Annotated in this window: 17 protein-coding genes; 3 read left to right on the forward strand and 14 right to left on the reverse strand. The window is 38.8% G+C overall.

Annotated elements, in window-relative coordinates; genetic code table 11:
* Nucleotides 1–66: 66 nt before the first annotated feature.
* Nucleotides 67–1,470, forward strand: coding sequence for an MFS transporter (locus tag BV902_RS15595; RefSeq protein ID WP_075992727.1), 1,404 nt, complete (start codon nt 67–69; stop codon nt 1,468–1,470).
* 59 nt (nt 1,471–1,529) lie between these two features.
* Here the strand turns inward: BV902_RS15595 and BV902_RS15600 are convergent, their stop codons facing one another.
* The 7 genes from BV902_RS15600 to BV902_RS15630 all read right to left on the reverse strand — a co-directional run bounded on the left by BV902_RS15600 (nt 1,530) and on the right by BV902_RS15630 (nt 10,706).
* Nucleotides 1,530–2,477 (reverse strand): hypothetical protein, encoded by a 948-nt coding sequence (locus BV902_RS15600; RefSeq protein WP_075992728.1) that lies wholly within the window; start codon nt 2,475–2,477, stop codon nt 1,530–1,532.
* Between the two features lie 89 nt (nt 2,478–2,566).
* Nucleotides 2,567–5,707, reverse strand: a complete 3,141-nt coding sequence (locus tag BV902_RS15605) for an error-prone DNA polymerase (RefSeq protein WP_075992729.1) — start codon at nt 5,705–5,707, stop codon at nt 2,567–2,569.
* Between the two features lie 9 nt (nt 5,708–5,716).
* A complete protein-coding gene (locus BV902_RS15610) occupies nt 5,717–7,216 on the reverse strand; it encodes a Y-family DNA polymerase (protein ID WP_075992730.1) in 1,500 nt (499 codons plus the stop codon).
* Between the two features lie 2 nt (nt 7,217–7,218).
* Nucleotides 7,219–7,959: an ImuA family protein gene (locus tag BV902_RS15615; RefSeq protein ID WP_157626106.1), complete on the reverse strand. Its 741-nt coding sequence runs from the start codon at nt 7,957–7,959 to the stop codon at nt 7,219–7,221.
* Between the two features lie 124 nt (nt 7,960–8,083).
* On the reverse strand, nt 8,084–8,818 hold the full coding sequence (locus BV902_RS15620; RefSeq protein WP_075992732.1) for a LytR/AlgR family response regulator transcription factor: 735 nt from the start codon (nt 8,816–8,818) through the stop codon (nt 8,084–8,086).
* Nucleotides 8,819–8,830: 12 nt separating this feature from the next.
* Complete coding sequence (locus BV902_RS15625; RefSeq protein WP_172840695.1) at nt 8,831–9,892, reverse strand: sensor histidine kinase; 1,062 nt, start codon at nt 9,890–9,892, stop codon at nt 8,831–8,833.
* A complete protein-coding gene (locus tag BV902_RS15630) occupies nt 9,885–10,706 on the reverse strand; it encodes a hypothetical protein (RefSeq protein ID WP_075992734.1) in 822 nt (273 codons plus the stop codon). Before BV902_RS15630 ends, BV902_RS15625 begins: the two co-directional genes overlap by 8 nt.
* A gap of 505 nt (nt 10,707–11,211) precedes the next feature.
* On the opposite strand from BV902_RS15630, the gene lgt reads away from it, so the two are divergent.
* Nucleotides 11,212–12,030 (forward strand): prolipoprotein diacylglyceryl transferase, encoded by an 819-nt coding sequence (gene lgt, locus BV902_RS15635; RefSeq protein ID WP_075992735.1) that lies wholly within the window; start codon nt 11,212–11,214, stop codon nt 12,028–12,030.
* Nucleotides 12,031–12,093: 63 nt separating this feature from the next.
* Here lgt and BV902_RS15640 read toward each other — a convergent pair whose 3' ends face one another.
* Entirely contained in the window at nt 12,094–12,762 is a 669-nt protein-coding gene (locus tag BV902_RS15640; protein ID WP_075992736.1) for a response regulator, read from the reverse strand.
* 341 nt (nt 12,763–13,103) lie between these two features.
* Here BV902_RS15640 and BV902_RS15645 point away from each other — a divergent pair, with 341 nt between their 5' ends.
* A complete protein-coding gene (locus BV902_RS15645) occupies nt 13,104–15,131 on the forward strand; it encodes a PAS domain-containing sensor histidine kinase (protein WP_075992737.1) in 2,028 nt (675 codons plus the stop codon).
* A gap of 96 nt (nt 15,132–15,227) precedes the next feature.
* On the opposite strand, the gene BV902_RS15650 is transcribed toward BV902_RS15645, so the two are convergent.
* The 6 genes from BV902_RS15650 to rocD all read right to left on the reverse strand — a co-directional run bounded on the left by BV902_RS15650 (nt 15,228) and on the right by rocD (nt 24,771).
* Nucleotides 15,228–16,298 (reverse strand): phytase, encoded by a 1,071-nt coding sequence (locus BV902_RS15650; protein WP_075992738.1) that lies wholly within the window; start codon nt 16,296–16,298, stop codon nt 15,228–15,230.
* A gap of 13 nt (nt 16,299–16,311) precedes the next feature.
* Entirely contained in the window at nt 16,312–17,574 is a 1,263-nt protein-coding gene (locus BV902_RS15655) for a right-handed parallel beta-helix repeat-containing protein (protein ID WP_075994817.1), read from the reverse strand.
* Nucleotides 17,575–17,724: 150 nt separating this feature from the next.
* The gene (locus tag BV902_RS15660; protein ID WP_075994818.1) at nt 17,725–20,511 is read right to left on the reverse strand and encodes a TonB-dependent receptor; all 2,787 of its coding nucleotides are present in this window, start codon (nt 20,509–20,511) and stop codon (nt 17,725–17,727) included.
* Nucleotides 20,512–20,717: 206 nt separating this feature from the next.
* A complete protein-coding gene (locus tag BV902_RS15665) occupies nt 20,718–22,205 on the reverse strand; it encodes a tetratricopeptide repeat protein (RefSeq protein WP_157626108.1) in 1,488 nt (495 codons plus the stop codon).
* A gap of 337 nt (nt 22,206–22,542) precedes the next feature.
* Nucleotides 22,543–23,508 carry an arginase gene (locus BV902_RS15670; protein WP_075992740.1) on the reverse strand — a complete coding sequence of 322 codons (966 nt, stop codon included), beginning with the start codon at nt 23,506–23,508 and terminating at the stop codon, nt 22,543–22,545.
* A 3-nt stretch (nt 23,509–23,511) separates the two neighbouring features.
* Nucleotides 23,512–24,771: an ornithine--oxo-acid transaminase gene (gene rocD, locus BV902_RS15675; RefSeq protein WP_075992741.1), complete on the reverse strand. Its 1,260-nt coding sequence runs from the start codon at nt 24,769–24,771 to the stop codon at nt 23,512–23,514.
* Between the last annotated feature and the right edge of the window lie 4 nt (nt 24,772–24,775).

The following is a 24,775-nucleotide window of genomic DNA, read 5'->3' on the forward strand; positions in this document are numbered from 1 at the left end:
ATAACTACTTGATTGGAGAAAATATCCACGCTATTTTTAACCATAAAATTATTAAAAACTTTCTATATGCGCTTTCAAATTAAAGATTTACTTCATATTTTCCTCCTTTCAACTGGTATATTTCTTTTTGTCATAGATCTCTTTATTATTAATGTTTCCCTTCCCACAATTCAACATGGACTACATCTACGAGATAGTGATACGCAATGGATTATAATACTTTATATCATTGGGTATGCAAGTTTGCTAATCAATGCCGGGAATGCCGGAAATCATTATGGAAAGAAGAAATTATATTTAATTGGGATGGCTTGTTTTACTGTAGCCTCCCTTTTATGTGGCTTAGCCAATAATCTTTACATTTTATTGGCCGGAAGATTGATCCAGGGGATTAGCTCTGGACTTATGGTTCCACAGGGCATCGCATTGATCACCTTACTTTTTGAAAATCCCGAGAAGCGGTCGATGGCTTTGGGCATCTATGGAAGTATAGCAGGTATTGCCTCAGTAATAGGTCAATTGTTAGGCGGAATTCTGCCGGATCAGACGTGGTTACATGAAAGTTGGCGACTTATTTTTTTGATCAATGTTCCCATTGGGGTACTTGCCTGCTTTGCTGTCTATCGCTATACATTCAATGATCAAGTTACTGGAAAATCTAAGATCTCTTTTATCCCTATGATAACGTTGTTTATCCTTTTAATGGGAATAATTTTTCCTTTAATCATGGGACCTGAGTTGAAATGGCCATTCTGGTCATTACTGCTATTGGGAGCAGCAATTGTTCTCGTCCTGTTGTTTCTAAAAAAACAACGTAAATTAGAACAAACGGGCCGTTCTAGTCTACTCAATTTCTCCTTATTTAATAATCGGGTTTTCAATTTAGGCCTTCTAGCGGCTTTAGCCTATTATATGGTCCAAGATGCTTATTTTATTATTAACTCCAATTACCTTCAAAATCAAAAGAATTATACGGCAACAATGACAGGAATTGCGTTTGTTTTTCAGGGTATTGGTTACGTATTGGCAAGTGTTATTGTCAGCAAGTTAATACAGCGCCACGGAAAGATCATTGTCCTATATGGATTAGGAATAATGATTTTGGGTTTGCTGTCTCATCTTTTCGTTTTCAATACGATGATCATAGATAGCAACCAAATACACGCGCTCTTCTTTTTTTATGGTATTGGCTGCGGTAGTGTACTGCCGGCATTAATGACACTTGCATTAAAAGACCTTAACGAAAAACTAATCTCCGTAGGATCCGCCATCTATCTTACTGTACAACAGTTATCTATATGCTTGGGAATCGCTTTTATTGTCGGTATATTCCTCCATCGGAAAGAGACTAAATTTCTTATTTTGCAGAACATCTCATCTGCCTATGGCTACTCGATCGTACTATCGGTCATATTACTCTTATTTGTCGTATGTACAATAGCTTATTTACCCTCAAAAAAAGTAAAATAGCAGGTAATTCGTTCATGATTTCGCTGGGTCTATCATACTTTCTCTCAGGATTAATGTAGCTAATTTGCTGCTTCATACTTGTCTACTAAAGCGTAGTCGTAAGGAATACGGATGCTCAGCGGGCTGGCTTCCCATAAGTCTGAACCGCTGGGCAAATAGAAATCATAGGCATTACGCAGGAAATTCTCCCCATTGGGAGCTTCTTGCCAGTTTTTCTTCTCCCTATTGTAAAGTAATATCATACAACTCACGCAGGTGCCCTTATCTTTCATGGTCGAATTTTCATAACACTTCCCTATTTTTACAGTTAATTTTTGCTGAATAATAACATCAGTCAACCGCCCATTTGTAAGGTGAATTAGAGCGATCTGTGCATCGTCATCTGTTGGTGAATGTTTTGCTGCTTTCAATTGATCGAACTGAGCCCGATATATTCGCGCTATTTCAGCCTGCCTCACATCCAATGGTAAGAGATTTGTATCTACGGGATGGAGGTCTTCAACATCACCCGCCCGGGTAACACCAGCACTTAATACAATATTTTGTTTGGATGTATCAGTATCAGCGGCAGCTGAGCCTTCATTTTTATCGAATAGCTGCGTAAGTTCTGAAATATGATGCCCTATTTGATTAAAACCCACAACGTAATTTAAGATAACGAAAGCCAACAGGGCAAGGACTGAAAAGATAAAAAGTGCCTTCCAAATACTAGTTCGCCCACGCTCATTTGTTTCTACTTCCAAAAAAGAAGATCCTTTGTGATCTGCTTCTTGAGAATCGCCGCGATGTTCAACAAGATCATAATCAGCCAAAAACAGGTCTTTACCATCAAAAAGATCAATATGGTCTTCTTTAAACATCTCTACAATATCCCGAGCAGTTTTATACTTTACATTTGCCTGGATGGCAATCAGGTCAATAGCAGCATTTACATCACCCTGTTTAATGAATTCACGAATAGTATCTTTATCAATTTCGATCGTATTGACGAGAATATTTTTGGTCATATCTTTTAATTTTCTATGAATTAGAATGCTTTGCTACCTACGCAAAGTAAAAGCATTCTACTTCAAAAATGAGATTAATAAATGAGAGATCAATGAAAATTTCTTCCCCCATGAAAAATATCCGCAGCATGATCTCCGTCTGTGGTCAGATCTTTTAACAAACCTGACATATCAAAGCATCGTTGCGCTATTACATGAATAACTTCACCTTCAACTTGGATTTTACCCGCAACCATAAGGAGTTTTGCCCGAAGGATTTCTTTACGATATTTTTCAAATACATTACTCCAAACGACAATATTTGAAAAACCAGTATCATCTTCAATAGTGATAAATAAAACACCTTTGGAGGTTCCTGGTCGTTGTCTAACAGTAATCAACCCGCATACTTTCACAGGCATATCATTTTGTATCAAGCCCAATTTTGCTGTGGGCACTACATGGAGAAGATCGAGCTTTCCGCGCAAGAAACTTACTGGATGTGCTTTAATGGATAGCGAGGTCCTTGCGTAATCAGCCACAACATGCTGGCTTTTTGTTAGCAATGGTAATTCAATTTGCCCCTCCATGATACTTTCAGATGCTTGGCCTTCAAATAATGCAATCGGCCGATCACCCAATGCTGTAATTTCCCAAAGCGCTTGCCGACGATCAATACCTAATGATGTAAAGGCATCTGCATCAGCCAATTTCTCCAACGCAATAAGAGATAGTCCAACATCCATCATACCAGTAATGGATGAATAGGCAGACTGCCGACCTTGAGTCAACACAACGGCCTCTTCCCTTGAAAATCCTTTGATCTGACGTAAACCCAATCGAAGAGCATGTGGTTTTCCAATTTCTCCCTCTAAAGTATTGTCCCATGAAGAATGATTGATATCAATAGAACGTACTTTTACGCCATGTTTCTGTGCATCAATAACAATTTGAGCAGGTTGATAAAAGCCCATGGGCTGACTATTGAGTAAGGATGCCGCAAAAATATCGGGGTAGTAATACTTAAGCCATGAGGACACATACACCAGTAAGGCAAAAGACGCTGCGTGACTCTCTGGAAAACCGTAACTCCCAAAACCTTCCAATTGCTTAAAAACTCTATTGGCAAATTCTTCCGTATAGTTTTTCTTTACCATACCATCGACCATTTTTTTGTGAAAAGCAGATACCTGTCCTTTTGCTTTGAATGTAGCCATGCTACGCCGCAATTCGTCGGCTTCCGCAGGAGTAAATCCGGCAGCGACTATGGCAATTTCCATGGCCTGCTCCTGAAAGAGAGGAACCCCCAAGGTTTTTTCAAGAATGGTTTGGATCTCAGTGCTGGGATAATCAACATCCTCTTCTTTATTCCGACGGCGCAAATAGGGATGCACCATATCGCCTTGTATCGGTCCAGGCCGAACGATAGCTACTTCAATGACCAGATCATAAAACTCTCGTGGTTTTAATCGCGGCAACATCGACATCTGGGCCCGGCTTTCGATCTGGAATACACCTAGAGTATCTGCATGGCAGATCATATCGTAAACCTTTGGATCGTCTTCTGCCCCAATATCAGCCAGGGTAAGCTCTTTTCCATAATGCTTTTTAGCGAGATCAAAAGCTTTGCGAATACAGGTCAACATCCCCAAAGCAAGTACATCAACTTTTAGAAAGCCGAGTGCTTCAAGATCATCTTTATTCCACTCGAGATTTGTCCGATTATCCATGCGGGCATTTATTAAAGGACAAAGCTCATGCAAATTACCTTGCGTAATAACAAATCCGCCTGTATGCTGCCCTAATTGACGTGGAAAGCCAATATACTGATGTGTCAATTCGAGAACTTTTCGCAAATGTTGGTCTTCAGGATTAAAGCCCTGTTCAACCAAACGTTCCAAATTGATATAATCGTCCCAATGGCTACTCACAACCCCTGCTAAACGCCCTACAGCATCCATGGAAAGTCCCATGGCCTTGCCAACATCACGTATAGCCCCTTTGGAGCGTACCTGTGTGACAGTTGCTACGATAGCAGCACGATTGCGGCCATATTTCTCATAAATATACTGGATGACTTCCTCACGGCGCTCATGTTCAAAGTCGACGTCTATATCTGGTGGTTCATCGCGTGCATCGGACATAAATCGCGCAAACAAAAGCCTGTATTTTGACGGGTCAACAGAAGTAATACCTAAGCAGTAACATACGGTTGAATTTGCTGCAGATCCACGCCCTTGGCATAAAATTCCCTTTTCCTTCGCAAATCGAACATAATCATACACCGTCAAAAAATAAGAAGCATAATTTTTCCGTTCGATAAAATCAAGTTCCATTTGAATCGTTTCGCGAATTGCATCCGGGATATCTCCGTTAAATCGTTTACTGGCACCTTCCCAAGTTAAATAACTTAATTCTTCCTGTGTAGTCCGACCATGAGATGATAATTCATCTGGATAGATATATTTCAAATCATCTAAGGAAAAACGACAAGCATTGGCAATTTTTACACTCTGTTCTACAGCTTCAGGGTACAACCTAAACAAGCGTTCAACTTCAGTTATTGATTTTAGATAGCGCTCTGCATTGGGATATAAATTAAATCCAGCCGTATGTATTGTGCATTTTTCACGAATACAGGTTAAAATATCCTGCAATTCACGCCTTTCAGGTACATGATAATATACATCACCAAGTACAACAAGCGGGATAGCCAGGTGTTCGCCCAACTGATTTATTCTAAACAATAATTTAGCATCATCACCACGATAGAGTTTTTTTATTCCTAGATTAAGACACCCCTGTAGACGCTGTTGACATTCCTGTACAAACGCTATAAATGACTGCTCAAGCTCAAAACCGACCACTAGTTTTTCAGGTGGACAAATAATGAATACAATCCCCTCAGCATATTGAAACACATCATTTTTGTACAATTCGCATCTTCCTTTTTCCGTCCTTAGATTTCCAACAGTTAACAATGTTGAAAGCCGTCCGTAAGCCTCTTTATCTGTGGGGTATGCCAATAAGCTTGGCCCATCCTGTAAATCTAGACGACAAGCAGGAATCAGTCGTATACCGGCTTTTTTTGCAGCCATATGTGCACGGACGATTCCAGCAAGGCTATTGCGGTCAGTTACTGCAACGGAATTATACCCCAATCGGGCCGCTTGCTCGATCAGTTCTTCCGGATGAGAAGCACCTTCGAGAAAACTAAAATTACTTGTTATCTGTAATTCACAATATACCATACACTAACCTTATGCAAAAAAACCATGTATAAACCATTGATCTGCCTGTCCGTCATAATGCCCGGCGCGATATAGCCAAAAGCGCCGACCTTGCAGATCTTCCACGGCATAGTAATCCCGATGTTCACCAGGATCAATCCACCATTCGCGTTCAATACGTTCGGGGCCATCTGCTTTCCTTATAGTATAGGTATCTCCCTTATAACGGAACAGTATGGGTGGATAGTCGGGTATGGGTGCTGTGACTATAATACGTTCAGGGATCTTCAATAGTCGTGTTGGACGTGGCCTTGCAGTTTGCCAGTCAACAGCTGCAACCTCATCCATTTTAGCCGCTATTTTCATGGATCGTTCCGGCCAGTAGTGCGCAGATGGCACATAGCGTGAAATCTCACAATTGGCGTCCCTACTTTTCAAGCGATCTAAAAGTTCGGTAACCGTCGGGTTTTTGAGACCAATTCTATTGTTCCAAAGATTTTCCTGAACTGGATCTGCCGTCTCAACTTTGGATACGCCCAAGGTAAATAATTCAATTCCCAATGCCGGTTCAATTTGCGGAATCTTTAGGACAAATAATTGAAGGATATGTTTAACCTGAGCAGTAGCACGATTAGTCTCAATAGTAATGGTCTCTATTTTTCCATCCACGCGATGACAATTCAATTCGGCTGCACGTAATCCTTTACCCTCCCCCGACAAACGCTTACACAACTTGTTTAATAAATCTTCCAAAGCCAGTTCAATACCATTTGCTGTACAGATAGGCTCCAAACAAGGTAAACGCTCTTCATACGGTAAGATGGGTTTTATAGAAATAACAAATTCATCTTCCAATCCCATGGCCTGGTCCAGTCGGAGCAGTAAACTATCGCCAAACCTTCTACGCAACACTGAACGTGGCATTTTTGAAAAACTTCCGATTGACCGTAATCCAAGCGATTGTAAGCGCTTCAATTGAACATCTTCCAGTCGTAATGCAGCAGGACTTAATGGAAGAAGCGTTTCCGACTGCGCCTGTTCATTTATAATGATATCTTCGTGTCCAAAATGCGCTACCGCCCATGCGGCCCCAATGGTATCAGCAATCCCCATACGTACATCATAACCATGTTGTCTAAATTTCGAGACAATACTTGTTAAGTAGGCCGCCTCCCCGCCCCAAAGATGAGCACAACCACTAATATCCAGGATGATACCGTCGGGCGTATCTAATGCAACCTGTGGTGTGTACCTGATGCACCACTCTGCTATCGAATGGAGTAACTTTTCGGCCAATCCAGCTTGCTCATTGATTATTTTAAGTGATGGAATAAATGCCCGTGCATCCGCTATGGCCATACCTGAATGCACCCCCGCTTGCTCCGCTAATAAGTTACTCCCACTGACGATTAATCTTCCTTGAGCGGCGATGGACAATACAAAGGGAATATTTTGCAAATGTGGTTTGCAAACAGTGAGCCAATCTGTTTTCAGATGAGGAAACCAAAGTGAGGCAAATCTTTTTTTCATGACTAGCCAAGATTTTGGTAGTTATAATTCCAGTCTTTTACCTGTATCTCCTTTTTAGAAAATGTTTTAAATCCTTGTGGAGACCAGGTTATTTGCTCTTTGGCTGGACTTCCATTCCTTACCTTGAGGAGCTCTACATCCCAACAGGGATAGCCAATACCAGGTAATCCATCATCCGATTGACTAGGTAAAGAAGTGACTTTCCAACGTGCCGCACAACTCGTCGCCAACAAGATCTTTGGGTTATGTTGAAGTATAAACCCTGTAACCCGACTTTTTTCTACGGCAAGTTGAAGGCGCCTCGACTGAACAAAATCCAGCTGATGTATTTCGGCCAGCACGGCTGTTATGCCCTGACATTTCAACGCTTCTTCCATCGCCCATAACACATCCTTCTCCCGTTTCATAGAAACAAAAACAATCGATGCTGGATCGACTCCAAATGATCTGATTGCCGCTGGAAATACTGTTTGAATGGAGCCTATCCAAATACAAATCCCATCAGCTTGCATTAGTTTTCCAAGAAGACCACCAATAAACCCACAGGATGCAGCACTATCCATGCGGTTAAAGCTCACAAACTCGTGTATTACCCCTTTAGGAAAAACGCCATTCGGAAAAGCTTTCTCCAATGGCCCCAAACCCATCGTGCTTGCATCATTTGACCTTTGAGGTACCCCTTGCCAGGCAAGCAAGTCCTTTTTAAGTTTGCTGATCAAAGCCTGTTTATCTTCTAACATCATAGCCCCTCGTATTTAATATTACATACAAATATAATACTAATTATTTTAGCAATAAAAGAGAATACTACATTTTTTAGTAAAAACAACAAAACTTAGAACCGTAGAGCCTTTGTTACTTCAAGCCTTATATTTCATTCAAGAATTGCTGGATAACATCTTTTTTTCTTGTCGCAACAGGAATCATTTTACCATCGGACATTTCTATCTGGCCATCCTTGAAATATTTTTTTATATAGTTTGCATTGATTAAATAAGATTGATGACAACGAATAAATTCGGATTCAGGAAGCATAGTTTCAAAATGTTTGAGGACTTTCGAAACCATCATCGGTTTATTGTCTTTAATATAAAATGTGGTATACCCCTTATCTCCATGGCAATAAAGAATATCATCGATATTCACAATCTGAGTGTATTCAAATGTACGTAGTGCTATTTTCTTTGGTCTAACTGGTGACTTCAGATAGCTTTCGGCCATACTTAATTGCATGCTATTGAATCTAAACTCTGTATTTTTCTTATAGCATTTTTCAATAGCCTCTATAAATTGTTCCGGAACCAAAGGCTTTAATAAATAGGCAATAGCGCCTATATTAAGGGCTTCTATAGCATATTGGTTAAATGCGGTTATAAAGATTGTATTTATGTCCAATTTCAGCTCGGAGAGGAAGGATAAGCTTGATCCATCTTTCAATTGAATATCAGCTAAAATAAGATCTGGATTAGATACAAGTAACTCACGTTCTGCTTGGGCGATTGATGGACTATAACCAACGATCTGGACATAAGGAATAGCATCCAATAAAGACTTAATGTACAAATAGATATTATACTCATCTTCAAGAATATAAACTTTCATAATTTCACGTATTTAATTAAAATATAAAACGAGTGGGATATAGAGTTCTACGCGATATCCACTTTTATCTTCTCTATAATTGGGCTTTATTTCAATCCTTGCTTTTTGATGAGGATCATTAAACAAAAGCTCAAGGCGCTCTTTCGTGATAACTTGTGAAAGAGAGGTCTTGTGTGCATTATTTTTCTGATAAGATTGCATTCCCCAGCCATTGTCACTGATAACAATATGCAATTGATCTGCTTCCTGATTAAAAAGAATTTGCAATTGTCCACGATAATTCAAATTTTTGAAAGCATGTTCAATAGCGTTTTCGACAAAAGGCTGAATCAACATAGGAGGAATCATGACATCATCAACATCCAAGTTACCGCTCTCAATTTCAAAATCAAATACATCTTGATAGCGCATCTGCTGTAAAAGTATATAATTCTTTAATGATTTAATTTCTTGATCCAAAGAAATATACTCTTCCCTATTTAATTCGAGTATATCGCGAATTTGACGGGACAATAAGATGAGGTACTGATTTGCCTTTGCTTTTTGCTCACTACTGATCAAACCTTGCAAATTAGCTATAGCATTATAAATAAAATGGGGATTAAGCTGGTTTTGTCGCGTCTTCTGCTCTAAAATTAATTGTCTATTTTCGGCAACTATACGCTGATTAATATTTTTCAATAGCTTTTGTTTATTCCGGTAATAAATGAAGAACGCAATGCTAAAGATTAGTGCAAATAAAATAACAAAAATCCAGCGCTGTTGGACCATAATCTTATGGTTGAATGCATTTGTTGTTTTTAAAAGCTTAATCGCCTGATCCTTTTTTTCAGTTTCATATCGTGTATTGATCTCATTGATACGTTCATTTTCAATACTTTTTGTGCTATTTTTATAATCCTGATAGGCCGAATCCAAGGTAAAATAAGCCCGTTCATAATCTCCTTTTAATGCGTGTGCTACTTGTAGATTCTGGTAATAGAATAATTTATTTTGCTTGCCTTTATGTGTTTTGATAAACTGCAATCCAGCATTAAAATAATAGATCGCCGAGTCAACTTGATGATTATTCAAAAATTTTTGCCAAATTCGCATACGCATAGGCATTGAGTGCCTTGCTTGAAGATAAATAATTAAAATATTTTTGGGATGCCTCTACCGCTTTTCGACTATTCCCTATGCTAAAGAAATACTGTGCCTGTAAATTATACATGCGCATAATGATAGCAGAATCCGCCGTTTTATTAGCGTAATATTTGCAGCTATCCAGTGTTGCTTTTAGCTTCTCAAAATCATGCAATTCAATATACTGCATAAATTTGATCTCCTGATACGCTTGCGCAACATGGGCATCGGATCTATTGGGATGATAATGATACCATGACTCGTTATCTTTGAGCGCCTGGTTATAGTCAGCTCGACGATAATTTGCATTAGCCAATAAATTGAAAAAAAGAAAGCTAAACCTACTCTTATTTTCTAACGCATATTCTTTAGCATCGATAATTTGTTCCATGATGCCAATAGTAGTCACATCATTAAAACTAAAATTAGCCCTTATTTTAAAGTAATCCTTCAGAACAAGCAAATCCGGAGGCAGTTTTCTCCCTTCAAGGTTTTTCAGCGCGATTTCTATTGAATCTATGTTATCGTCCAACAAATAGTTGTACGCCAAAAAAATCCAATTATAACCAGAATTATTAAAATACTTATCCTGAGCAAACTCCGCTATCTTCTTTGCTATAATAGATTGATCCCTAAAATCTTGTAAAGCGAGAAATTTTAATAACGTATCCTGATAGGTTAAATCAAGTGAGTTATCTTCGATATGCGTATTATTTTTAGACGCCTGTTGGCCACTTTGATGACAAGAGAGTAACTGTGCCATGAGCACGAGAGATAAAAAACAAAAAGTAAATCTTGTCAAATTTCGTATCATCAGAATATAACTATCTGTTTAAATTTACATGAAAGTGCCTATATTTTTCCATAACCTCGTTCATTAACTATGATAAGCTTTCACCGGATGTAAACAGCTATTAAAGAAATATGCAAGATGCTGTCCATATCATGTTATCAATTGTCGAATATCGGAATATTATCAAAAAAACAAGATATACTTTCAAAAGTATTTAACCCGGCTGATACTTATGCTAATATTCTTCTCCAATAAAAACACCGGTCGCAATTATGGAACTCGGCTATAGTTAATTTCCTTTTACTCCCCACAAACATACAAATTGGTCAAACAACGAAAACTTCATATTTAATAATCGCAGTATATGAATCAATATTTGCATCAATAAAGAGAATTTCGTGTTTTCTCATCAAAATGTGTAACGAAATATCCCTACCGCATACCTATATTATGGAGCATCACGCTAAAACGTCATATGGTAAATAATCTAATCTTAACTTACATAAACTGGAATATAGATAGTGACATCTTTGTTATTCCAATTATTGAACACCCTATTCGCTGGTACGGACTATTTTGGTTATTGGGCATTGTATTATGCTATAAGATACTAGGTTCATTATTTAAGAAAGCAGGTCGGCCAACCGAGTTCTTAGATCAGCTAACCATTTATATCGTTTTAGGTACTGTTATTGGTGCTAGATTGGGGCACGTATTGTTTTACGACCCCAGTTATTACCTGGATCATCCCTTAAAAATAATGGCCATTTGGGAAGGTGGGCTGGCAAGCCATGGCGGAGGTATAGGTATCCTGATTGCGATCTATTTATTTGCAAAAAAACAGCAGCTTCCTTTTCTTTGGGTTGCAGATCGGGTTGCTTTGGTCGTCCCTATAGCAGGGGCTTGCATTCGCCTGGGCAACTTAATGAACTCTGAAATGATTGGCACCGCAAGTAGTTTACCTTGGGCCTTTGTGTTTACCCATATCGATACGATACCCCGGCATCCGGCACAGCTTTATGAAGCATTATTTTGTCTCCTATTATTCGTATGGTTATATCGTTTGTGGAAAGAAAAAGAGCTTCAACGTAACAATGGAAACTATTTCGCCTTGCTGTTGGTTTTGCTGTTTTCGTTCCGGTTTTTGGATGAGTTTTTGAAAATCAATCAAGAGCATTTTGAAGACTCCCTATTCATCAATATGGGACAGCTACTTAGCATACCATTTATTATTATTGGAGCTAGTCTATTTATTTTCAACCGTTTTCAAGAAAGAATACCAAAATTAAAGTAACGGGATGCGCAATACTTCCAAAAATCATCACCGATGACATGGCCACCAGGAACAGAAATTTTATCATGATTTTTTTAATAAGCCATGTTGAAAAGCATATTTTACTAATTCCGCAGTGTTCTTCACCCTTGTTTTATCAATCAAGTTCTGCCGATACCCTTCAACAGTACGCTTACTCAAAAAGATTTTATCTGCAATTTCTAGATTTGTAAACCCGTCTGCGATCAATTCCAATACGTCTAGCTCACGTTCGCTTATTTCCAAATCTAGGATAGTATTCGAGCCAGCATCCGTATAAACTTGACCCGAAGAAACTTGTTCAAGTAAGGCTAAGCTAATTTCTTCACTCATATACCGCCCGCCCTCAGCGACATGCTTTAATCCAAAAAGTAATTCATTATAACCTACATTTTTCAACAGGTAGCCTGAAAGACCATGTTCAAACCCTTCAACCACATAATGAATTTGACTAAGCATGGATAATATCACAACTTTGACCAGCGGATATTTTTGACTGATGATTTTTAAGAGCTCCATCCCGTCCATATGCTCCATACTTATATCAGTTAAGACAATATCGGGAGCTAGACCATTCGCCAATTTAGACAGGGCTTCCGTACCTTCAGATGCCTCGCCTATCACCGCAAATTCTCCATCGGATTCTAAAAGTAGTTTAATACCATTCCGTACGACCATGTGATCTTCAACCAATAGTATTTTAACCTTATTCATCTTCTTTAGCATTTAAATATAAACGTTCAATTCTATTTTCTTCCAACCATATACCACAATGATGGTGTATTGTATTTTCCGATTTGGAATAAAAAAGAAACAGACTGCATAAACAAAATAAAGATACGAATTTCTATTCACTGTACTATTGATCTCATGACTCCATATTAAACAGCCTCCGCGATGACTAACAGATCAGAAAGTAGGTATTGCTAATGACCGACAACTGCTATCATTTATCGATAAAGAGAAAACTTATGAGAAAAGGAACAATATTTGTACGCTATTAAATCAAGCTATACATGATGTCGCTTTAATCAACGCTTAATTTTTGATATGTTATGATTTGTTCAGATAAAGATATTTTAGCCGTTCTCTCCTCTTCATTGGATGCTTGCGCAATTTATGATAGCGCAGATCTCCGTATTTCCTATGCAAGCACTAACATGTTAAAATTGTGGAATTGTGATCACAGCGCGATTGGGCAATATCTTGAGAATTGTCTTCAACAAGAAGAATTAACGCCATATATCCCTCTCTTGAAAAACGTTTGGGGAAATGAAAATACACAGCTGATCGACAAGATAAAGATTAAACTCAAAAGCGAACAACAGTCTTCACTCCGATATACGCACACGTTTGAATATCATCCGCTCATCAATGAAAAGGGTGAAATTTATGGCATATTTAATCAAATTAGGCTGCTACCTGAAAATGAAGACAACCATCCACTTACACAAGAAAAAAATACCATTGAACGAAAACTGCTACAAGATTTATTAACTCAAAAATATACAGTAGCAGGAAATCACTACAAAATCCCCACGAATAATTACACCTTATCACCTAAACATACCGAAGATCTCAATGAAAAACTCAAGGGGGCACTAAAGAAAATCATAGAGAGTGAAGAACATTACCATTTTGCATTACAGTCGGCCGAGATGGGAACATGGAACTTAAATTGCAAAAATTACCTAGTCAATTGGGATGAACGGACTCGAGAACTCTTTGGTTTTGCGAAAGGTGAATATGTTCCATACAATGAGGTCCTCAAATATATTCATCCAGAAGATAGGAATAGAATCGATCAAGAAGTCAAAAAATCACTGACTTTTCAAAACAAAGGTGTATATGACGTACAATTTAGAACCATTGGAGCACAAGATCTTCAATTACGGTGGTTGCACTGTAAAGGAAGAGTATACTTTGACCAAGACCAACAGCCCGAATGGTTTGCAGGCACCGCTATAGATATTACCACCCCGCATCAAGAACATGAAAAACTTGAAGCAATTAATCAACTTATCGCCAAAAGAGATCAACAGTTCAGAATGATCGTTGAAGCCGCCGGTATTGGTATCTTTTCTATTGACATAGAAACCAAGAAAATGGAACTCAATGATCGCTGCCGTGAATTATTTGGCTTCCACCAGCATGACAACATAAAAGAAGCTGACTTTTTCGCCCAAATTCTACCTCAGTATAGAAATATCATTCAGCATGTTTTTCAGGAAGTAACACGCAAGCAATCGCCTTTCGATTGTCAATATGAGATAAAAGATAAAAAAACGGGTAAGATAAAATGGTTAAGGTCAATAGGCGGAAGTCAATTGGAATCGGATACAACAAGACACATGATCTATGGCGCCATAATAGACAACACCAATGACAAGGAAGAAGAAAGGAAAAAGCTCGATTTTATTAGTATCGCAAGTCATGAACTCAAAACACCTTTGACCTCACTCATTGCCTATATCCAATTACTACAAGCCAAAGAAGGTACATTGAGCAGCGAAAAGCGCATGCAATATCTCCACCAATCGAATGAGCAAGCAACGCGTATGCGCGGCTTAATCGACGGCTTTCTAAATGTTACTCAACTAAATGAGGGTAAGTTAGTACTTCGCAAAAAGACATTTAACGTTTGTTCTTTACTCGATTATATTCAAAATATCTATTCTTTAAAATCTGTAAAGCACTTCATTCATTATTCAGGAGCAATAGATTCGAATTTGGAGATTATCGCCGATCGTGATAAAATCGAACAAGTGTTAATCAACTTCATGGATAATGCTATTAAATATTCGCCCAGTAATTCAACAATTACCATGCATGTGGCGATACATTCAGGTTATTTTGAAGTCGAGATCAAAGACCAAGGAAAAGGCATCAATCATAAGGATCAAAAACAAATATTCAATAAATTCTATCGTGTAAATGACGATGCGGATCGTTATGCATCGGGATTTGGCATAGGACTGTTTATTTGCAAAGAAATTATTCAAAAACATCAAGGAGAAATTGGTGTCGACAGCCAGATCGGCCAAGGATCAACCTTTTGGTTTAAAATTCCGGTCAGTGTATAAATAACAGCGCTAATTACCACCGATAAAATTTTCGACGAAAAGAAAGCAACAGTTGCGAATCAAATCACAACTGTTGCTGAAATATGAATTCGCCACCTATTTCTTTTTCAAATCGGCTCCGGCAATATCTTCCCATCGATAATAATGGAATGTTTTATCGTCACTCATAACAACAAACAAGCCATGTTTGAAGGTTTCATTTAAATTAAAAGAGGTAGTTTCTGAACCATCACTTTGTGTTGCCATAACTGGCACAGTCTTCAGATATTTATGTTCGAAAGGATTGCTTTTGGTTCCTTCCCGACTAAAAACCTGAAAACGATTTGCCCCCTGGTCCGAAACCAAGATATATCCAGTACTGTCGGTCACTTTATAAATCGAAATACCTTCATGATCTTCTTTAAAACCTGCTGTAGCAAACAATGCCAACTGTTGGTTTCCCTTTGCTGGATCCGCATAGTATTGTTTTACGCCAGTCTGTTCGTCCGAATAGTAAATATATCCAAGCTCATTATCCACCGCTATTGCTTCAATCTCTTTCTTTCCACTAAATGAACCAAATTTGCGAACCAGTGTAGCTTTTACTGAACCAGAGCCATTATCCTCCAATAAATATTGTCCCAAATAGCCTTCTTTTGGTCCATTTTTTCGCCCAACAATAGCATAGATCTCTCCTTTTGGAGAAGTATATAGGGCAATCCCCATTAGATCTCTGAATTCAGGTTCAGTTTCACCAACAAACATATCTAATCCCCCTTGATCGATCGGCTTCATGTCAGGTAGTGAAAAAATACGCAATTTATGGGTCATACGCTCTGTTGTGACAGCGATATCAACAGGTTTCCCCTCCAATACCAAACCGTAAGCTACATCGACATTGTTTGGCCGTTTTAAATTGGAAACCACTTTTTCTTTGACCGTTTTACCCTGTAAATCGTACACGAATAAAGCTCCATCGGCATCTTTATCCGTTGCTATAATCAGACTCTTGCTCGGATCGTTCTTATTGATCCAAATTGCAGGATCATCCGAATCATAGCGTACAGCATCGGTCACAATAACAGGTTTAACTGAGTTTACCGTATTTGTTTGCGCATTTTTGCATGCTATTTGAAGCAGGGTTGATGCTCCCAAAGTTAGTGTTAGTATTGTTTTTAAATTTGTCATTATATGAAGTAAATTAGAATTTGGAACCAAATGCCCCAACATAAGCTGCAGGCTGAGGAGAATTATATGTTAGGCCGTTTGACATCACCAGGCCGCTCGTAAAATGGGGTTTAAAAGCCAAAGTACCGGCCTTTAATGCAGGTGAATTCCCCTGAAGATGAAAATCCCAGCTTGAATCAAATACGTAATTGTCAACTGATGTTTCTAAAGGATAAGAAACAAATTTAGGATTATTCTCCCCTGCAACTTTACCTCTAACATCATTACTACCGCCTACAATATCATTTTTACCGACCTGAAACTGATCTACAGTCAATTGACCGTAACCATAATACCAATTATTACCTGACACAGAACGGCTATCTTCTGGTTTTTTAGGATCACGCTTGACTCCAAAACGTGTATTGGCAAAAAGATTATTATAAATTTCTGCTCTGACAGAGGCTTCTAACCATATGGAACCTCCTTTGGCTGTAGGTCTGCGCCACCCTGTATTGAGCATGGTATTATTATAAACAATAATATAAGCCTGAGGTGTACGATCTCCCGAATTGGATAGTTTTAATGCATTGGTATTTACACTATACACTAGGTTATAAGCAACATCTGCAAGACATCCGGATTTGAAATTCATCGCTTCTCCACCTGTCACTCCATTAGAAAAGAAACGATTGTTAGCGAAAATGATTTTTCCGCCTTCAATATACGTACAGTCTTCGTGAAAATGACTTACAGTACTATTTTGAACAACTAGCTTTCCGTCTGGATTTGAGAACCACAAAGCTGGCAAAGCTTCACCAGACACTTTTTTATACAAGCCCATTTTTACAGAAGTCGACGCATCCGATGTAATTGCACCACCATATTCAATGACGGTATTGTCCAAAACAAGTTCCTGGCAGCTTGGAGCGGCTAAAATTCCTCCCCATAACTTGCCAAATTCATTCGTCTTCGTCTTATACCCATCTTCAACCGTAAATTTTACAGGATTTTCAGCTGTACCTAGTGCATACAAATTACCCAAAACAACAATTTCAGGCTTATTGACAGAATCCATCAATACGGTTACACCTTCCTCAATCGTCAGGCTCTTGCCTTCAGGAATAATAATATCTCCCTTGATATGCTGCACACTCCCTTTGCTCCACACACCAGAGACCTCACCTATAGCACTTCCATCAGCATCAGAAGTATCAACATCAATATTTGCTTTTTCACAGGCACTTAGCACCACGATAAAAAACGCTAGAAACGATAAAATACATTTATTTTTCATCTGTATATATTTAATTTTTAATGATGAAGCAGATTTCACTTATCCAAAACATTGGCTTTCCAAAAAAGTGAAAGCTTCACCGAAACAAACTGTTGTTATTTCACGTCGCACATGTTCAGATTAAAACATGCCCCGTTTTACGCGGGTCTATTATTTACTAAACGAATAACGTAAACCAAGGATATAGTTCTGTCCATACAAATCCTTTCTAATCAAAGTATTTCCGCCTTCAATAAGCTTTTCAGCGATCTTCTCATTTTCGGGATTTGTTCCTTTCACATACAATTCCATTGGTGTATTCAAGATGTTGTTAGCTTTGGCAAAAATGGCCCAGCCAGCTTTAAATTTCTTCTCAATAGAAGCATCTAACTGAACAAATCCTTTTTGCCATAAATCATCGTTCAAAAATTGCGACACTGTATTGATTCGTGAGCCGGTGTAAGATCCAGCTAACTGTCCTTCCCAGCCATTATTAGCATCTTTGTAAAGTAACGATAGATTGGCCACATGTGCAGCTTGCCCATATAGCGGTCTCGTTTGATCCACGATAATCGCTTCAGGGTCCTGGGTGGTCTCATTGATTCGACGTGACATCTTGGAGGTCGTTATACGTGAATGGGTATAGGTATAATTGGCCTTAACACCAAATTTCTGGATATACTTGATATAATCAACCTCAAGACCAAAGTTATTGGCATTACCAAAATTACCAGGTGTGTAGTATACATCCTGCTTACGAACCTCATCCGGTTGAAAGGTATATTCAATTGGGTTTTTGATTTTCTTGTAAAACATACCCACAAGAAATTGAGAGGAAGCTTCTGGGAATAATTCATACCTTAAATCGAAGTTATCTGCTAAGGCATGTTTTAAATCTGGGTTTCCTTTTTCTAAAAACTCTTCATTAACCACACTTGAGGGTACAATTTCATAAAATCCAGGTCGGTTTAACGCACGATAATAGGCCGCATGAAGCTGTTGTTTTTCGTCCAAATGATATTTCATGGTCAAACTTGGCAGCCACTCTGTATAAATTTGGGATCCTTCCGGTCTTTTTTCTCCTGCAGGAAACAATAATTTATAATTCTGATTGGTATGCTCCATCCGGATCCCACCGATCATCTGCCATTTGTCATTCTCATAATTGAACATACCGTACAATGCTGTGGTCTTCTCACCAGCATCGTAAGTTAATGGATTTGCAACAGCTCCGGTAGGATTGGTGACGGTCAAATTGAGATCGGTATAGCGCTGAAAATCTACGCCGTATTTATACTTTGCCTCTTCTGCCGAAGCTGGTGATAAGTTATAGTTATTGTAAAAACTACTACGCTGTTTATCACGATACAAACCTCCGGTCGATAGCTCCAGCTTACTGTTTTCCATTGGAACTTTATAAGCTACATCCCAATAGCCTGCATGATCATTATCGGTATTCCGCTCCCAACGATAGGTTACAGGAGATTTATTGACGAGAGAAGCCCTTTTACGTTCAAAATTTTCTTCTACTCCATCCAAACTGATCATCGTGTTTTGTGGCAATTGATTGCGCGCTGAAGAAAGCACACCTGACCAACGGACATTCAGACGATTATCTAAAAAATGATGATCCCCCTGTAGCGTACCATTGTAGATCTGTTGCTGTGTTTTTCGGCTTCTTGTCACATAGGTCAGTTCGGCTTTACCAATACTGGGATCATACTGACCATTATATATCGTATTTACAGCATCACGCAATTGCATGTTATTTAAATTCACATACATTTGATAAAAGCTAACCCGATGATTTGGATTAAATCGATAGTCGATCTTGTTATGCAAACCTAAGCGTTGTTGCTGTTCATCATATTGACGATCATTCTGCTCAGTAATTACCGCATTGGGATTTACGCCAACGACAGCCGATTTGTAGAAAATAGAACGACTACCTCGATGTAAATTTTGATAACTCGCACCCAAAATAACGCCCAATTTATCATCCAAATACCGATTGCCTATTGTCAAATTGCCGACAAGGTCTGGAAGGGGTTTTTTATAGGTGTAATCTAACGCACCCTTATTAAAATCAGCAGCGGTTGCATTGTAATTCTTCCCATTCAGTTCGTAGGGAGATTTTGCCGAAGTTCCGCCTGTTGAAAAGCTTCCAAAATCACGATTAAAATAACGTTGACTGTAACCTGTTGCCAAGTTTGCCTGCAGCAATAATTTAGTCGGTGCCGATTTCATAACCATATTGACAACTCCACCCACCGCATCGGCTTCCATATTTGGTGTTAGCGACTTGTAGACTTCTAAGCGTTCCAACATATCTGAAGGAAATAAATCCAAAGGCACATAACGGTATTTATTATCCGGACTTGGAACCTTTACACCATTCACTAAAGTGGTATTGTAACGTTTGTCCATCCCCCTCAGAATAGCATATTGTCCCTCGCCATTCGAATTTCTTTCTATAGATACACCCGAAACACGCTGTACAACATTTGCAACGGTGATATCCGGAGAAATCTCTATTGCACGCGCCGAAACAACATTCATAATTTGTGACGCATTCTTTTCCAAACGCCTTGCACTAGGATCATCATCCCCCCCATTCCGACGTCCCTTTATGGTTACTTCCATTAATGTCTGTTCGGTAGATGTCAGCTGAAAAATAAAATGAGGAGTATTTTCTTTTTGAATTTCGATTTCTTTAATTAATTCGGCATAGGCCATATGCTTGATATGAACCCTATCCACACCTGCAGATAATCCTTTGAATTCAAACGAACCATCCAATTGTGTTTTGGTCGATAGCCCACGCTGTTCCAAGAATACTGTTGCACCAGCAATAGCTTCACCAGTTTGACCATCCAATACCTTACCTTTGATTTTGGTCGCATAAGCAGCGCTGACCGAAATACTGGAGGCAAGTAATACCGTTAAAAAGTTTTTCATTTTGCTTAGATTATTATGAATCTTTGATTGTTGTCGCAAAGATGGCAGCCAATTTTAATCACACAAAATATCTAGCGTTACAACAAGGAAACAAGGTAAAAAGAGCACTATACAGCAAGGAAACAGATAGATCTAAAACACTATCAAACAGCAGCTTAAAAACAAATTACACGCCATTAACATTCTATTACTCCTGTGTTAAAAAATTATGAAATACCAACGAGATAACCCGCTAGATCATCTCCTTGTTCCAATCTTAATTTTTTTCGCAATCGATGTCTGGCAACACGAAGGCTATCTTGTGATATGCCCAATAGGACGGCAATCTCGATATTATTCAAATTTATTTTAAGCAATGCTATTAATCGCATATCTGCGGCCGTCAAATCTGGAAATCGTTGAATAAGTTTTTCAAAAAAGCTGTGATGCACCTTTTCGAAAGTTCCCATAAATTCTTTCCAATGGATGCCCTGTGTGATATTTTCATTGATCTGCAACACCAACTTCTGCATTTGTCGTTTTTGATCCCTGCGTTCGTCCTTAACCATTCCCTTTAATTCATCACGAAGTTCTTCCAAAAATTGATTGTTACGGATTAGATTTAAGGTATGGGATGTCAATTCTTTCTGCTTGATCGACAGCTCCTGTTTGAGCTGCTTATCTTCAAGCAACTGGTTTTTAAGGGCTACTTCAGTCAACTCACGTTCGGCCTCCTGTTTTCGCGATTCAGTAATCTGATTTTTGATCTTAATTTTCTGACGACTATGCAATACATAGGATAATACAATTAACAAAATTAAAACCACGATTGTTCCCCACAGCATGATTAAGTTAATTCTTTTTGTTACCTGCAATTTTTCAATCTCCTCAGCTTTTTGATTCATATCGTAGAGCGCCTGAAAAAAAGCGGTATGTCGAGCACCATCTACGCTATACAGTTCAAGCACCAGCTTACGGCTCTTTTCGGCATAAAAATATGCGCTATCCATTTGGCCACGCAAGGCGTATGTTCTACTCAAATCTTTTGTCGTAGCAGCCATTTGATACACATCACCCAAATTTTCCGCCATCTGATAGGCCAATTGCGTGAGTTTGATACTTTCTGGATATTTATTGGTCTTTCTAAAAATATCGCCCATATTATTTATGACCACAATTTTTCCATAATTGTCTTTTGTTTCCGTATAGAGGGTACTTGCTTTTTCAAAATGAAAAAAAGCGCTGTCATACCTTGCAAGATCTTCATAAATACTGCCCAAATTTTCATGGATCTTGGCTTCTCCATTTTTATTACCCGCACTGCTATAAATGGACAAAGCAAGATGCTGGTAGACAAAGGCGGAGTCGTAGTTAGCTTCCTTTTCAAATAAATGACCTATATTCCCTAATGTACCTGCCTCTCCATTTTTATCCCCCTCTGTTCGGAAAGAATGTAGCGCCTTGTTAAAATAAACTTTCGCTACATCATGTTGTTTGTTGAAAATATTGAGCTCCCCGATATCACTCCAATTCGAAGCAAGATGCTGTTTTGAATTTAATTGCGTATAGATTCGATCGGCTTGAAAATAGTAGTCCTGCGCCTGTCCATAATGTCCCTGATTGACACATAACCATCCAATCGCCTGTAAACAATTGGCTTGTAATAATAAGTCTTTATCCGTAACAGCTTTTGCATAACGTTTTTTGACGAGCATAATTGCAGAATCAGGATGGTTTTGACTTAATCCTCTAATATCCTTAAAGGATTCAACCTGCGCAGTACCCGGGTGACACAAAAAAAAGCTGTATAAAAAAAAGTAGAAACAAAATAATTTTATCAGAAATCCTCATATTTAACGTAAATAATCGAATTGCAAATGTACATGAAACATGTTAACACAATATTAAATCACATAAAGCAATACGAGTTTTAACATAAGGAAGGCTGACTTATTTTTATCCGCCAAGCTCAACGATATACTATTAAAAAAGCCCTTTTATTGACGATACACATCAATAAAAGGGCTTGAAAATAGACAATCCCAAAACCGGTTAATTACCCGATTTCAATTCAATGAGCGGAGTGATCCGTTCTAATATATCAAATGCCACCTCTGCCATTTTATTACCTTTATTGTCCAATAACGGATTAACTTCAACAATTTCAAAACAAATTACCTTTCCAGATCGGATGATCTCTTCTAAAATCAACACAATCTCCCTTGGCAAAAAACCCTTAGGTACTGGTGTTCCCGTGCCATCCGAGATCAATTCACTATCCATGCTATCTACATCAAAAGAGATATAAACCATATCACATGCTTCTAGGATTTTCAATGCTTCAGCCACACAATCGGTTATTCCCCGCTGTCTCGTATCTTTCACACGATAGTTCTTAATGCCAAGTCGTTCAATGACCAGATCTTCCGGTTCTTCCGTATCCCTTACACCAAAATAAATCAAATGATTGGATTGTATTTTACCTACTGGGCCAGCTATTCGTTTTAGTTTATTCCAAAATTCTTGTGTCGATTCGTCTATTTCATTGATTTTGCATGGCAAATTATCCTCATTCAACATCGCCGCTAAAGGCATTCCATGCATATTGCCTGAGGGTGTTGTGTGCGGAGAATGAATATCGGCATGCGCATCTACCCAGATTACACCGAGTTGCTTATCGGGATAAGCGGACTTTATACCACTGATCGTCCCCATTGCGGAGGAATGATCCCCCGAAAACACCAATGGAAAATTGCCGGAAGATAAGCTATCTTCAACGGTGGAAGCTACTTGTTTGCATTGTTCATAAATCTGCTGAATATGTTTCGCAAAAGGATGATTATCATTCTGATAAATGGAGCTATTTCGAGTCGGCACATCAACAAATGGATAGTTAATGAAATATTGACTTCCTTTATTAATTGCAGCTATCTCGATGGCGTCGATGCCTAGATCTGAACCCCTAGTCCCTGCTCCTATATCCGATCTGTTTTTGATCAATTCAATCATTTTCTCCATACACTATTTCAAATTAGTCAACGATCGCTCAATAATCCCTAAGCAAGTCTCGACTTGCTCTTTTGTAATAACCAGCGGCGGAGCCAATCGAATTTTGTTACCATGTGTAGGCTTCGCTAAAAGTCCATTTTCTTTAAATTTGAGACAGATATTCCAGGCCAAATCACTTTCTTCATCCGCATCAATTACAATGGCAGTCAAGAGCCCCTTTCCTCGCACTTCTGTAATTAACGTGCACTTAGCGGCAATCTGACGCAATCCATCCAAAAACAATGCCCCCATCTGAAACGCCCGTTGCGTCAAATTTTCATCCCGTACAACATTTAACGCTTCCATAGCCACTGCACAGGCCAACGGGTTTCCACCATAAGTCGAACCATGTTCGCCCGGTTTAATACACAACATAATGGAATCATTTGCCAACACTGCCGATACCGGCAATACACCTCCCGATAACGCTTTCCCTAAAATCAGAACATCTGGTTTGCTTTGACTCTGCGCAGCATCAATATCATAGGATGCCAACATACTTCCCGTCCGAGCAATACCGGTTTGGATTTCGTCTGCAATAAACAATACATTGTATTTTGTACATAACTGTCTCACACGCATCAGATAATTCTCATCAGGAACGACAATACCCGCTTCGCCCTGAATTGGCTCAACAATAAAGCCAGCAATATTTTCATCTGCTTTGAATAACTGTTCTAGCGCATCAACATCATTATAGGGAACGAGTACTATGCCATCTAAAAAGGGACCAAATTCATGTGTTGCAGTACGATCATTGGATGCCGATATAACGGAGATTGTCCTACCATGGAAATTGTCTTTGGCAAAAACAATTTTCGCTTGATTGGCTGCTACACCTTTCACCTGATAGGCCCATTTACGACAAAGCTTCATTGCCGTTTCTACCGCTTCAACTCCCGAATTCATCACCAAAGCCTTATCAAACCCAAATAACTGACAAAGCATTTCTTCAAAATCGCCCAATTTATTATTATAAAACGCTCTCGATGTAAGTGTCAATTTCGCAGCTTGCTCTTTTAAAGCATCTATAATTCGCGGATGGCAGTGTCCCTGATTGACAGCAGAATATGCAGACAAGAAATCAAAATAAGATTTTCCATCAACATCCCACACCATGACTCCTTCAGCTCTTTCCAATACGACTGGAAGAGGATGGTAATTGTGCGCTCCATATTTTTCTTCTTTGGCAATGAACATCTCGCCCTTACCATGTTTAGCTACTGTACTCATAATT

Source organism: Sphingobacterium sp. B29 (genome assembly GCF_001952815.1).
Lineage (GTDB): Bacteria > Bacteroidota > Bacteroidia > Sphingobacteriales > Sphingobacteriaceae > Sphingobacterium > Sphingobacterium siyangense.